Source organism: Rhizobium sp. EC-SD404, from assembly GCF_902498825.1.
Taxonomy (GTDB): domain Bacteria; phylum Pseudomonadota; class Alphaproteobacteria; order Rhizobiales; family Rhizobiaceae; genus Georhizobium.
Window position 1 is genome coordinate 1,172,628 of sequence record NZ_LR701459.1, and the last position, 13,466, is coordinate 1,186,093.

10 protein-coding genes are annotated in these 13,466 nt (G+C 63.2%); 4 read left to right on the forward strand and 6 right to left on the reverse strand.

Annotated elements, in window-relative coordinates; translation table 11 throughout:
* Positions 1-195: 195 nt before the first annotated feature.
* Together ggt and GC125_RS06625 are read left to right on the forward strand one after the other, a co-directional pair.
* Positions 196-1,950 (forward strand): gamma-glutamyltransferase, encoded by a 1,755-nt coding sequence (ggt, locus tag GC125_RS06620; protein ID WP_151984788.1) that lies wholly within the window; start codon positions 196-198, stop codon positions 1,948-1,950.
* Between the two features lie 58 nt (positions 1,951-2,008).
* On the forward strand, positions 2,009-3,850 hold the full coding sequence (locus tag GC125_RS06625) for a monovalent cation:proton antiporter-2 (CPA2) family protein (RefSeq protein WP_151984789.1): 1,842 nt from the start codon (positions 2,009-2,011) through the stop codon (positions 3,848-3,850).
* 3 nt (positions 3,851-3,853) lie between these two features.
* Here the strand turns inward: GC125_RS06625 and GC125_RS06630 are convergent, their stop codons facing one another.
* The 3 genes from GC125_RS06630 to GC125_RS06640 are packed head-to-tail and all read right to left on the reverse strand — an operon-like array spanning position 3,854 to position 7,108.
* Complete coding sequence (locus tag GC125_RS06630; protein ID WP_151984791.1) at positions 3,854-4,732, reverse strand: NAD(P)-dependent oxidoreductase; 879 nt, start codon at positions 4,730-4,732, stop codon at positions 3,854-3,856.
* Between the two features lie 22 nt (positions 4,733-4,754).
* Entirely contained in the window at positions 4,755-5,594 is an 840-nt protein-coding gene (locus GC125_RS06635) for a hormone-sensitive lipase (RefSeq protein WP_151984793.1), read from the reverse strand.
* A complete protein-coding gene (locus GC125_RS06640) occupies positions 5,591-7,108 on the reverse strand; it encodes an NAD(P)H-hydrate dehydratase (protein WP_286165392.1) in 1,518 nt (505 codons plus the stop codon). The genes GC125_RS06635 and GC125_RS06640 overlap by 4 nt, the downstream gene beginning before the upstream one ends.
* A gap of 49 nt (positions 7,109-7,157) precedes the next feature.
* Here GC125_RS06640 and GC125_RS06645 point away from each other — a divergent pair, with 49 nt between their 5' ends.
* Positions 7,158-7,961 (forward strand): HAD-IIB family hydrolase, encoded by an 804-nt coding sequence (locus GC125_RS06645; protein WP_151984795.1) that lies wholly within the window; start codon positions 7,158-7,160, stop codon positions 7,959-7,961.
* Positions 7,958-9,175, forward strand: a complete 1,218-nt coding sequence (locus tag GC125_RS06650) for a glycosyltransferase family protein (protein WP_151984796.1) — start codon at positions 7,958-7,960, stop codon at positions 9,173-9,175. Before GC125_RS06645 ends, GC125_RS06650 begins: the two co-directional genes overlap by 4 nt.
* Positions 9,176-9,178: 3 nt before the next feature.
* Here the strand turns inward: GC125_RS06650 and GC125_RS06655 are convergent, their stop codons facing one another.
* From GC125_RS06655 to GC125_RS06665, 3 genes are read right to left on the reverse strand one after another with little or no spacing between them, the layout of a single operon-like run.
* Entirely contained in the window at positions 9,179-10,930 is a 1,752-nt protein-coding gene (locus tag GC125_RS06655) for a sugar phosphorylase (RefSeq protein ID WP_151984798.1), read from the reverse strand.
* A 57-nt stretch (positions 10,931-10,987) separates the two neighbouring features.
* Complete coding sequence (locus tag GC125_RS06660) at positions 10,988-12,181, reverse strand: MFS transporter (RefSeq protein ID WP_199864480.1); 1,194 nt, start codon at positions 12,179-12,181, stop codon at positions 10,988-10,990.
* A 19-nt stretch (positions 12,182-12,200) separates the two neighbouring features.
* Positions 12,201-13,436 carry a cation:proton antiporter gene (locus GC125_RS06665; RefSeq protein WP_151984802.1) on the reverse strand — a complete coding sequence of 412 codons (1,236 nt, stop codon included), beginning with the start codon at positions 13,434-13,436 and terminating at the stop codon, positions 12,201-12,203.
* Positions 13,437-13,466 lie beyond the last annotated feature (30 nt).

Below are 13,466 nucleotides of genomic sequence, written 5' to 3' on the forward strand. Positions count from 1 at the left end.
CGTGGCGCGGCCACGGCAAACCCCTGCGGCAAGCCTATGCCACCGCAAACGGACCCTACTGCCGTGCCGGAAATGCAACCAGTTAGCCGTTCGGATTATAAACGAATGGCGAATACGACCGAGAGCGGGCGTTTTGCTCTTTCGGGTTGGAGCGCTTAGGATGCACTCCGGTTGGGGCTAGAGGAGAAATCGACAATGATCCCAAGGTCTTGGGCTGTGTCCACCATTGCCTTCGTCGCTGCGGTGGGCGGCGAAGCGCTCGCGCAGGAGGCGCGCCCTGCGCCCGAGCAGGCAACGGGTCGGATCCAACAATCAGCTGTTTACGCACAGGATTTCATGGTCGCCGCCGCACATCCTGCCGCCAGCGAAGCCGGATTGGCGGTTTTGGAAGCGGGCGGCAACGCAATCGACGCCATGGTCGCCGTGCAGATGATGCTCAATCTCGTCGAGCCGCAGAGCTCCGGGATCGGCGGTGGGGCCTTCCTCGTCTATTTTGACGCCGAGACCGGGGCGGTTCGCACATTCGACGGGCGCGAGACGGCTCCGAAGGTTGCGGGCCCCAACCTCTTCCTCGGGCTCGATGGGGAACCGATGGAGTTCTTCGATGCGGTGGTCGGCGGGCGATCGGTCGGTACGCCCGGTACGCTGAAGCTGATGGAAGCGACACACGCGCTTCACGGCACCATGCCTTTTGCGGAATTGCTTCAGCCGGCCATCGACCTGGCCGAAGAAGGGTTCGAAGTCGGTCCGCGCCTTGCCGGGCAACTCACCGGCGATGGTGCCGCGCGGCTCCATACATTCGAGACGGCCCGCGACTACTTCTTTCCCGGAGGCACGGCACTTCAGGCCGGCGATATGGTTCGCAATCCGGAATTCGCCGAGACGTTGCGGCGCGTGGCCGAGGAAGGGACCGACGTCTTCTATGGCGGCGAGATCGGGCAAGCGATCGTCGAGACGGTGCGCACCGCGCCCGGTCGTCCCGGGCTGCTGTCGATCGAAGACCTTGAAGCTTACGAGATCGTGGAGCGCGCGCCGGTGTGCCATCCCTACCGCGTCTACGAGGTTTGTGGCATGGGCCCGCCGAGTTCGGGGGCAACCACCGTTGGCCAGATCCTTGGGCTCCTCGAACATTTCGATATGGCCTCGCTCGGGCCCGGCGACCCGGATGCCTGGCATCTCTTCACAGAGGCAAGCAAGCTCGCCTTTGCCGACCGCGCGATGTTCCTGGCCGATGCCGACTTCGTCGACGTGCCCGTCGACGGTCTGCTTGACCCGGCCTATCTGACGGCGCGGGCCCAATCGATCTCGCTCGATGAAACCGCCGCGGCACCTGTCGCCCATGGCAATCCGCCTTGGCGCGCATCGCGCAGCCAGGCACCCGACACGTCGCCCGGACGCGCCGGCACCAGCCATGTCTCGATCGTCGACGCTAGAGGCAACGCGGTATCTCTGACGACCACCATCGAAGGCGGGTTCGGCTCCCAGCTGATGGTCGGCGGATTTCTTCTCAACAATGAGCTTACCGATTTCTCCCTCTCGCCGCGTGACGATGCAGGCCGGCCGATCGCGAACCGCGTGGAAGGCGGGAAGCGGCCGCGCAGCTCCATGGCGCCGACCATCGTGCTCGAGGATGGTGACCTTGAACTGGTGATCGGCTCGCCTGGCGGCGTCTCGATCATCGGCTATGTTGCGCAGGCGCTGGTGGCGACGCTCGATTGGGACATGGACCTGCAGGCCGCCATCGATCTCGGCCACATCTTCAATGCGAACGGGAGGACGACGCTGGAAGAGAGCACCGACGCAGAGCGCTTTGCCGACGAGCTTACCGCCCGCGGCCATGAGGTGCGTATTGCGGAAATGAACAGCGGCCTGCATGCGATCCGCGTCGACGATGGCGGCTTTGTCGGTGCGGCCGATCCAAGGCGCGAAGGTCTCGTTCTGGGACGATAGACAAATCCGGGTGGTCGTTTAGAGGTTCCTTTTCGAACGACCGACGAGAGGACGCACAATGGCAGTCGAGGGATCCGGATCCGATCTGGCGCAAGTCGTCGTGCTGCTCAGCGCCGGCGTGCTGGCCGTGCCGATCTTCAAGCGCCTTGGCCTCGGCTCGGTGCTCGGCTATTTCACGGCGGGCCTCATCATCGGGCCGTTCGGGTTCGGTTTCTTCTCCGATCCGGAGGCGATCCTGCACATCGCCGAACTCGGCGTCGTCATGTTCCTCTTCGTCATAGGGCTGGAGATGCAGCCCTCGCGGCTCTGGAACCTCAGGCGCGAGATATTCGGTCTCGGCCTGTCGCAGGTGTTCTTCTGCGCGTTCCTGCTGACGCTGATCGGGATCTATCTTCTCGACCTGTCGCCGGTCATCGCTTTTGTCGCGGCCTCCGGTTTTGTCCTGTCGTCGACGGCCGTCGTCATGCAGATGCTCGACGAACGGGGCGAGACCTCCACGACGGAAGGGCAGCAGGCGGTGTCGATCCTGCTTCTTGAAGACCTGATGATCGTGCCGCTGCTCGCCATCGTCACCTTCCTTGCACCCGGCGAAAGCGCCACAGCGACCGAACGGCTTGTCGACATCGCGATCGCGATCGGCGCGGTTGCTGCCCTCATCCTCGCCGGACGTTTCCTGCTCAATCCGTTCTTCAGCATCCTCGCGGCGGCGCGGGCGCGCGAGGTGATGACGGCCGCAGCACTTCTGGTGGTGCTCGGGTCGGCACTGCTCATGGATGTTGGCGGCTTGTCCATGGCGATGGGCGCGTTCCTGGCAGGCGTGCTCCTATCGGAATCGACCTTCCGACATCAGCTGGAGGCAGATGTCGAACCTTTCCGCGGCATCCTGCTCGGTCTCTTTTTTCTCGCGGTCGGCATGTCGCTCGATCTCTCGGTCATCGGTGACGAGTGGCAGATGATCCTGCTCGCCGTTGCGGCCTTCATGGTCACGAAGTCGATCGGCATCTACGTCATCGCGCGGATCTTCGGCACGGCCAATCACGCGGCGATCACCCGCGTGGCACTCTTCGCGCAGGGCGGCGAGTTCGCCTTCGTCCTTTATGCGGCAGCGCTTGCCGGCGGCATCTTTGACGCACGCACCAATGCGATATTCTCCGCAGTGATCATTCTTTCCATGGCGCTGACGCCGTTGATCGGGATAACGCTGCAACGCCTGATGCCGCGCGCGCCGACCGATCTCGACGGTATCGACAAGGCCGATGGGCTTGAAGGGAACGTGTTGATGATCGGCTTCGGCCGGTTCGCGCAGGTGGCGAGCCAAGGCCTGCTCGCGCGAGGCTTCGATGTGTCGATCATCGAAAACGACGTGGAGATGATCCGGGCCGCAGCCGATTTCGGCTTCAAGGTCTACTATGGCGACGGGACGCGGCTCGATACGCTGCATGCATCGGGCGCTCGCGAGGCGGAAGCGATTCTCGTGTGCGTCGACGATCGTGCTGCCGCCGACCGGATCGTGGAACTGGTCAAGCACGAGTTTCCATTGGCCAAGCTCTTCGTGCGTGCCTTCGATCGTGGCCACGCGCTCGATCTCATCGCCAAGGGCGTCGATTACCAGATCCGCGAGACCTTCGAATCCGCGATGCGCTTCGGTGAGGCCGCGATGATCGAGCTTGGCGTGTCGATCGAGGATGCGCAGGCGATCAGCGCGGATGTGCGCCGGCGAGACGAGGCGCGGTTCGAGCTACAGATCGTCGGCGATATCTATTCCGGCAGCGATCTCATGCGCGGCAACATGCCGAAGCCGACGCCGCTCACGACGCCGAGGCGGGCCGGCAAGGTCTATGGCGCCGATACGCTCAACGAACCCGCCGGTCCCGATCGGGAGAACGAGCGGATCGAATAGAGTTCAGCTTTTGGCGCGGCCGATCAGCTCGAGATAGAGCGCTGCGTGATCGAGATCGGGTTCGTTCATCGCATGGACCAGCGTCTCGTAGCGTTCGCGAATGCTGTGTGCGAGCGGCAGCTCGATGGCGAGCGCATCGGCTTCCTTCACAATGTTGTTCATATCCTTCAGCTGGATCGAGGATTTCGCGCCGGGCGTGAAATCGCGGCTGTCCATGCGCCAGCCATGGAGCTGCAGGATCGCGGAATCGGCAAAGCCTCCCTTCAGCGCGTCGCGAAACGCCTCCGCGTTGCCGCCGCCTGACTGAACGAGCAACGTCGCTTCAGCCACGGCACCGATCGTGATGCCGACGATCGCCTGATTGGCGAGCTTCGCCAACTGTCCCGTGCCGGATGCGCCGACGCGGACCGGACGTCCCAGTGCTTTGAGGACCGGGGCGGCATCATCGAATGTTTCTTCCTCGCCGCCGGCCATGATGGCGAGCGTTGCGGCTTCGGCGCCCTTGGTGCCGCCGCTGACCGGGGCATCGAGGTGACGAAGGCCCATCGCCTGAAGTTTTGCTGCATGGTCGCGGGCTTCCGCCGGGGTGATCGAGCTCATGTCGATGAAGATCGCACCACTTTTCATGGCGGCCGCCACGCCCTGCGCGAACAAAAGATCCGCGACGGCCTCGCCATTGCTGACGATGGTGACGACGATGTCGGCTTCTTTCACCGCGTCGGCGGCGCTTGCGGCAATATCGGCACCGAGCTTGCCAAGTGGCTCGGCTTTCTCCTTGCTGCGGTTCCAGACCGTCAGGCGGTGGCCGGCCTTCAGGAGGTTGGTGGCCATGGGCGCACCCATGAGGCCGGTGCCCAGGAAGGCGATGTGTCGCGATGTCATGGTGAGATGCCTCGAAAGCTCGTCAGAAGGAATGGAGAAGTGCCTGCGTCAAGGCGCTGTCGCGCAAAGCCAGGCCGTCGATGACATCGAAATGGTGCGTGCCTTCATCGACGTGGAGCTTGGTCTCGACGCCGAAACCGTCCCAGAGTTCGGGAAGGATGCGGCTCTGGCGCAGAAATTCCGGCCGTTCCTTGGCGCCGACCCAGGCAAGAAGCCGGGTTCCGGGAAGGGGGCGCAGAAGTGCCGGGCTTTCACGGTAGGCCTCGTCTTCATCTATGGCGAGGATCGCGTTCATCTCCGTCAGCATCAGCGGGCGAAGATCGTGTACGCCCGAGATCGAAACCACGTGTTCCACGCGCTCAACGAGCGGGGCGGCAAGCGGCGAATTCTCCGAGACCATGCGCGAGACGAGATGGCCGCCGGCCGAATGTCCTGCGAGCCGGATCGGACCGGCGATCGTTTTGCTTGCCGTACCGATTGCCGCGGCGACCTCGCGGCCGATCCGGGTCAAACGCGCGTCGGGTGCCAGCGTGTAGGAGGGCAGCGCCACCGCGAAGCCGTGATCCACCGCGCCGCGTGCCAGGTGCGACCAGAAGGATTTATCGAAAGCCTTCCAATAGCCGCCATGGACGAAGACGACGAGGCCCTTGGGTGCACCGACCGGCAGGAACAGGTCCAGAAGGTTGCGCGGTTGCGGGCCGTAAGGAACGTCGATCTGCGCGCGACCGTCCTTCGAAAGCTCTGCGCGGAAGGCCGCCGCCTCGGCCGCCCAGCGATCGGGATAGGCTTCGGCGCCGTCGATATAGGCACCGTTCGTATAAGCGTCGTCCCAATTTGTGATGGGGTAATTCGGTCTCGTCATGTCGTCCTCCCGGGATCGGCCGTTGCGGCGTGATCCTCGATCAGAGCGCCTATCGCCTGATGCAGGGCCTTGTCCAGATCGTCCGCCGTCAGTCCCGGTCCTGCGACTTGCCCCGCACGCCCGTGAAGCCATGCGGCAGCACATGCGGCTTCGAACGGGGCCATGCGCTGCGCGAGCAGTCCGCCGATGATGCCGGCGAGCGTATCGCCGGAACCGGCGGTGGCGAGCCAGGGCGGCGCGTTTGTGTTCACTGCTGCCCGGCCCTCGGGCTCTGCGATGACCGTGTCACCGCCTTTCAGCAGAACGGTCGCGCCGCTCAAGGCAGCAGCCCGCTCGGCGCGTTCGATTTTCGAAAGGCTTTCGTCTGTTGCCAGATTGGGGAAGAGGCGCGCGAATTCGCCGGAATGGGGCGTCATGACGACCGGCGCGCGGCGATCGCGGATGCGTGCGAAAAGCGCCTGCGGATCGTCCTTGAAGACTGTCAGGGCGTCGGCATCCAGAACGAGGGCGGCGCCGCTTTGCAATGCCGCCAGCACCAGGTTGCGGCTGGCGTCGTCTACACCGAGGCCCGGACCGATGACAACCACATTCAGGCGCTCGTCTTCCAGCAAGGTTTTCAGATCGGCAGGGCCGTCGCAGCGGGCGAGCATGATTGCGGTCAGGTGCGCGGCATTCACCAGAAGCGCGCTGCCCGGCGAAGCCACCGTCACCAAGCCGGCGCCGGCGCGCAGGCAAGCGGTTGCCGCAAGACGCGCGGCACCGGTGCGGGTGGGGCCGCCGGACACGACGATGGAGTGGCCGCGCCCGTACTTGTGACCTTCCGCCGTTGGAACCGGATAGGCGGTGGCCCAAAGCCCCGTGGTATTCTCGAAGCGCCCGATGCCGAGGGTTTGCAATGCCGCGTCCTTGATCCCGATCTGCGCCACGCGGATTTCGCCGCAATGTGCACGGCCCGGAAAGAGAACGTGGCCAAACTTCTTCCGGAAGAAGGTGACGGTCCGCGCGGCGTTGATCGCAGTCCCCCGTACCTTGCCGTTCGTCCCATCGATTCCGCTCGGCAGATCGACGGCCAGCCCGGGGATACCGGCTCGGTTGACGGCATCGATCAGCTCGGCAGCCTGCCCTTCGATCGCGCGATCGAGACCGGCACCGAAGAGCGCATCGATCACGAGCCCGAAACGGGTGAGGTCGGCCGGCAAAGCCGCGGACGTATCGCCCTGCCAATCGGAGAAAGCCAGTGCCGCATCGCCGCGAAGCCGCTCGCGATTGCCGACGAGGATAACAGTCACAGGAAGCCCCTGCAGACGCAGCGCTTCGGCTGCCACGAAGCCGTCGCCGCCATTGTTGCCGATGCCGGCAAGGACGAGCACACCGCGTTGCGCCGACGGAAAGAGCAGCGCTTCCTTCGCCACGGCTTGCCCTGCCACGCGCACGAGATCGATGCCGGGCGTGCCCGCCTCGATCGTCAGGCGGTCGGCTTCGCCCATTTCGCTCGGTGTCAGAAGTTCATGCATCACAATTCAGGGTCGTGTCATTTGTGCGCAGCACAAAATCTGGTAGCTCATGAAAATGATCATCTTTTCCGATCTCGACGGGACGCTGCTCGATCACGCGACCTACTCCTTCGACGCAGCCCGGCCTGCGCTCGATGTCATCAAGGCTAACGGCATCCCACTCATCTTCGCAACCAGCAAGACAGCTGCGGAAATCGCGCCGCTGAGGGAAGCCACCGGCATTGACCTGCCTGCGATCGTCGAGAATGGCGCTGGTATCGCCTGGCCGGGCTATGCCGACGGGCAGGACGATGCCTACCGGCAGATCCGCGCGGCGCTGGACAAGGTGCCGACGCCGCTTCGCGCATTCTATCGCAGCTTCGGCGACATGAACGATGCCGAGGTGGCAGAGCGCACGGGCCTTTCGCTCGATGCAGCCGTCTTGGCCCGTCGTCGCCATTTTTCCGAGCCGGGACTGTTTTCGGGCAGTGCCGATGCGCTCACCGCGTTTCTGGATGCGCTACGTGACGAAGGCTTATCCGCGGTGCAGGGCGGACGATTTCTCACGATCTCGGCCGGCGCGAGCAAGGCCGATCGCATGGCGGAGATCATCGCCTGGCACGAAGCTGAAACAGGGCGAGCAGGCGGGCCGACGCTCGCGCTCGGCGATGCCGCCAACGACATCGCAATGCTCGAGGCAGCCGATTTCGGCGTGGTCGTGGCAAACAAGGCCCACCCGCCCCTTGCGCCGTTGGCAGGCGAGCATGCAGGTCGGATCAGCCGTACCGAAAAAGAAGGTCCGGCCGGATGGAACGAGGCGGTGCTCTCGTTCATTCGGCGCGTCGGAACGATCGAGAAGGGGACAGACAATTGACCGATTTCCACCAGACAGGCGCGATAGCGACCTTGCACAATCTCACGCGCCGGCCGGTCGAGGAGATGGAGCGCGAACTCGTCGCCTTCAGCGAGAACCGGCCGATCTCGTTGATTTTGCCCTCGCTCTACTCAGAGCTCGAAGGCGAGGCGCTGCCGCTCATTCTCGACCACCTGACGAAGGTGCCCTATCTGAAGGAAATCATCATCGGCCTCGATCGGGCGAGCGAAGCGGAGTTCCACAAGGCTAAGGAGTTCTTCGGCCGCCTGCCGCAGCACCATCGCATTCTCTGGAACGATGGGCCGCGACTGACGGCGATCCATGACAAGCTGATGGAATACGGCGTTGCGCCGACCGAGTTGGGCAAGGGCCGCAACGTCTGGTACTGCATGGGCTACGCGCTGGCGTCCGGACGATCGGATGTGGTGGCGTTGCACGATTGCGACATTGTCACCTATCACCGCGAGCTGCTGGCGCGCCTGGTCTATCCCGTCGCCAATCCGCGCTTCGGCTATGTGTTTGCCAAGGGTTTCTATTCGCGCATCGCGGACGGCAAGCTCAACGGGCGCGTTTCGCGCCTGCTGGTCGGGCCACTGCTCGATGCGCTGGAAAAGACGATCGGCCCGCAGCACTACATCGATTATCTTGCCGCCTTCCGGTATCCGCTCTCCGGCGAATTCGCGATGCGCATGGCGACCATTCCGGATATTCGCATTCCCACGGACTGGGGTCTGGAAATCGGCGTTCTCTCCGAGATGCGCCGCAATGCCAGCCAGCGCTCGATCTGTCAGGTCGATATCGCCGACGTCTACGATCACAAGCACCAGGACCTGTCGCAGGACGACGCGGAAAAAGGCCTGTCGCGCATGTCGATCGACATCACCAAGGCGGTGTTCCGCAAGCTTGCGACGGAAGGCGTAACCTTCACTTCCGGCACGTTCCGCTCGGTCAAGGCCACCTATTACAGGGCGGCGCTCGACATGATCGAGAGCTATAACGCCGACGCGGTGATGAACGGTCTGCGGCTCGATCGCCACCGCGAGGAACAGGCCGTCGAGCTTTTTGCCGGCAACATCATGAAGGCCGGCGAGATGTTCCTTGAAAACCCGATGGAGACGCCGGTCATACCCAATTGGCGCCGCGTGAACTCTGCCGCTCCGGGTATCCTGGACGATCTGCGCAACGCGGTCGAAGCCGACAACCGCAACGATTGATGATCATCCCGCCTTGTTGGCGAGCCAGACGCACTGATAGGGCTGAAGTTCGAGGGCACTGCCGATTTCGGCATCGATCTCCTCGCCATTCAGGAGATCGGTCCACGTCTCGCCCCTGATCAGGTTCAGGCTAACAAGCGGCAGCGTGATCAAGCGATCCGTCACGTTGTGGATGGCAAAGATCGACTGCTCGCGGTCGATGCTCTGGCGCCAGACGCCGAACAGGCCTTCGCCCAGTTGCAGCGTGAACTGCGTTGCGTTCGGGTGAAACGCCTTCTGGGCGATGCGAATTTCGACTTGGCGCTTCAACTCGCCAAGCACGATTGCCTGCTCGCTTCCGGGGTTCGATAGTCGCTCGGTCAGCGCATCGTAGTCCCATTGGTGGCGATTGAGCGACCGGTTGTGGCCGGTACTGGCGCGCCGGTCGTGGTCGTTCGGGGTCGCGAGAAGGCTGTGGATGTAGAAGGCGGGAATGCCTTCGAGCGCCATCATGATCGTCTGCGAGCACAGGAAGCGCACGCGGCGCCACTCGTCCGGTGTGCCGTCGATCTTGCCCTGGAAAGCATCGAAGAGCGCGATGTTCATTTCGTAGGGCCGGTAGGTGCCGTCCGGCATGGCTCGCAGGGATACCGCGCCGCCGAAGGCTTCCACGGCGTCGATCATCTTCGCGATCTCCTCGTCCGGCAGAAGGCCTTCGGCCGGTCTGAGGCCGATGCCGTCATGGGACGCGACGAAGTTGAAATAGAAGCAGCCGGCGGGCGCCGGAGGCATCGTCATCTGCCAGCGGTTGAGCGCGGTCGCATCGCCGGACAGCAGCGCGTGGACGACCAGCGGCGGGAACGAGAAATTGTAGACCGCATGGGCCTCGTTGCGGTTTCCGAAATAGGAGAGGTTCTCCATGTTCGGAACGTTGGTTTCCGTGATCAGAAGCAGCGGCACTTCGGCGTAATCGGCCAGCGTGCGCATCAACCGGACGATTTCGTGCGTCTGCGGCAGGTGGATGCAGTTGGTGCCGATTTCCTTCCAGACGAAGGCGACGGCGTCCAGCCGGATGGTGCGCACGCCGCGATCGATGTGGAAGCGCATGATGCGCAGGAACTCGATCAGCATTTCCGGATTGGCGAAGTTCAGATCGACCTGGTCTTCGGAGAAGGTGCACCAGACGTGCCGCTCGCCATTTGCGGTCTCCACCTTCCGCAGCAGCGGATGCGGACGCGGGCGCACGACGGCGGAGAGATCGATCGCGGGGTCGACCTCGACGAAGAATTCGTTGCCGGGGCTCTCGCCGCGCAGATACTGCTTGAACCAGAGTGACGCCGAGGAGACGTGGTTTAGGACCAGATCAGCCATCATCCGGTAGCGCCGGCCGAGCCGCTGCAAATGCTTCCAGTCGCCGACGTCCGGATTGACGCTGTAATAGTCGACGACGGCGAACCCGTCATCCGATGTGTAAGGAAAGAACGGCAGGACGTGGACGCTGTTCACGCTGCCGTCGAGATGCGTGTCGAGGAAATCCTGCAGCAGCGCCACGGGGGCGGTCTTGCCGTCTATCAGCGAATTGCCATAGGTGATCAGAACGGTGTCGCGCTGGCTCCAGGGCGGCTGGTTGGTCAGGCGGCCTTTGTTGCGCGGCCTGGCCTTGCCGCCTTCGGGCCAGAAGGCCGCAATCATCGCATCAGTCAGAGCAACGCTGTCGTGCTCGGGATAGATGAAGGCGAGATGACTTTCCAGGCGCGAACGAAGAAATGAGGGCATCGATCAAGCTTACCGCGCTGCAACAACAAAACTCAATGGGTTAAGCAGGAACGTGGCTCAAGTGCGGCGGGGAGCCCTGTGGCGGGTCGCGAGATACACGCAGATGCCGCCGGCGGAGACGGCTGCGAGAATGATCACGAGCACGGTGTCGTAGCCGCCGAATTCCCAGACGAGCGATCCGAAGAACGGCGCGACGGCAACCCCGAGCAGGTATGGAACTGCCATCGCGCCTGCAACCGCGCCGAAATTCGCCGCACCCATCGTGTCGCGCGTGATCGCCGGCTTTGCGATGCTCATGACGCCGAAGGATGCTCCGTGGAGCAGGACGAAGCCGGCGATAAGCAGCGGGAAACCGGCCGCGCCGATCAGGGCGAGCGTCGCGAAAGTGATGCCGACGAAACAGGTCAGCACGATCGCCCGCGTTGACACGCGGCTTGGCGTCATCATCATCACGATGCGGCCGACGACCTGCATCGGGCCGATCATCGACGCGGCGAAGACTGCGCTTGCCGCATCGAAACCGCGCTCGCGCAAAAGCGGCAGGATGTGGTTGAGGATCACGCCGTGATTGACGGCGAGCAAGGTGAACCCGGCGGCGAGCAGCCAGAACGGCACCGAATGCAGATGCACGTTGCTTGGATCGGACCTGGGAAGGGCGTGCATCTCTAAATTCGATCGAAATCCATGCTCGAAATGCCGCGCCCCCCACCACATCAGCGGTGCAGCGAAGGCGATGATCAACGCCGCGTAGGTCAGGGAGGCTGCCCGCCAGGATGACAGCTCCGACACATAGTGGCCAAGCGGAAAGGACAGCGTGCCTGCAAAACCGGCGAACAGCGTGACGAGGGTGATGGCGCGCGTCGCAGTCCTGCCGATCGCTCGGGTCATGAAGGCGAAGGTCGGTTCATAGAGCGAGCCGCCCATGGCGATGCCGATCAGTGCCCACACAAGATAAAACTGCCAAAGCGTCTGAACCTGCGACAGGATGAGCATCATCAGGCCGCCGAGAAGTATGTTGCTGGTCAGGACATGAGGCCCCAGGCCACGATCGATCAGCCGCCCGAAGAGTGGCGAAACGAGCGCGGAGGCAACGATCGCGACCGTCAAGGCGCCGGTGATCGCTGGTTTCGACCAACTGAATTCTGCTTCAAAACGCACGAAAAGCGCTGGAAACGCATAGAATGTGCCGCACCAGATCAATGTTTCGGCGATGGCGATGGCGGCGATCGCCCATTTGTCAGTGCGGTGCATGTTGTATCCGTCTCGCCCTTCAGGTGGGCGTGTCGGTATAACGCTTGACGACAATGCCCGCCGTGAAACCATGCACAATCGATGACAGCACGATGACAAGAGCCGTCGCCGCCCACAGTTTTTCAATGTCAACGAACGACGCGTGCCCGGCGGCGAAGGCCATGTAATAGATCGAGCCGACCCCGCGAACGCCGAAAAAGGCGACATCGTTGCGCGCCTGTCCGCGCAGCGATGTGCCAATGAGCGACAGCCAGGCGATGACCGGGCGGATCACGAAGATCAGAAGAGCGGCAAGTGTTGCGAGCCGCCAGTCGATGAAGGGCAGGAGATCGAGGAATACGCCGCCAAGCATGAAGAGCATGACCGCGGTCAGCGCATATTCCAGCGGCTCGATGAAGTCGTGGAGCTTGCGGTGATAGACGTTTTCCGGCTCGTAGCGGCGGATCGTCAGGCCGGCAACGAAGACTGCGACGAAGCCGTAACCTTCCACCAGCTCCGTCGTGCCGTAACACAGGATCACGGCCGCAAAGGCGATGACGCCGGCGCCGGACTTGGCGATCGGATTGTGGCTCGGGATGGAGAAGACGATGCGCGAAAGAATGAAGCCGGTGACGAAGCCGCCGGCGATGCCCATTGCGATGCGGTAGACGACATCGCGCAGCAGCCATTCGAGCCCCCATTGGGTGGGTTCGAAGCCTTGTGCCGCTACGATGATCGCTAGATAGACGAAGGGAAAGGCGAGCCCGTCATTGAGGCCAGCTTCGGTCGTCAGCGCCAGGCGCACTGGATGCTCGTTGCCGCGCTGCGGTGGGCCGACCTGAAGATCGCCCGCAAGGACGGGGTCGGTCGGCGACAACGCGGCACCAAGCAGGATCGCGCCTGCGATCGACAGGCCGGCGAAGGCCCAGCCGGTAAAGGCGACGGCCGCGATCGTCAGCGGCATGGCGATGAGAAGCAGTCTCATGGTCGGCGCGAGAAGCTGGCGATTGAAACGGGTATCGATCCGGATGCCGGCCCCGAACAGCGCGACGATGACGGCAAACTCGCTGGCTATTTCCCAGAGATAGCCTTCGTTGATCGGATGAAGAATGTCCGGCATGCCGGGAATGAACGTGTAGGCGACCACTCCGGACGCGATGAGCAGCGCCGACGCGGCCGGCTCCCAACCGGGAATGAACCTTGGAAACCAGTAGGAATTGACGACGCTGGCGCCGATCACGAGAAGCAGGATATGGTAGCTGCTGAAATCGAACATGCGTGTCCAGGGCGGCGGTTGCCTTTGGAA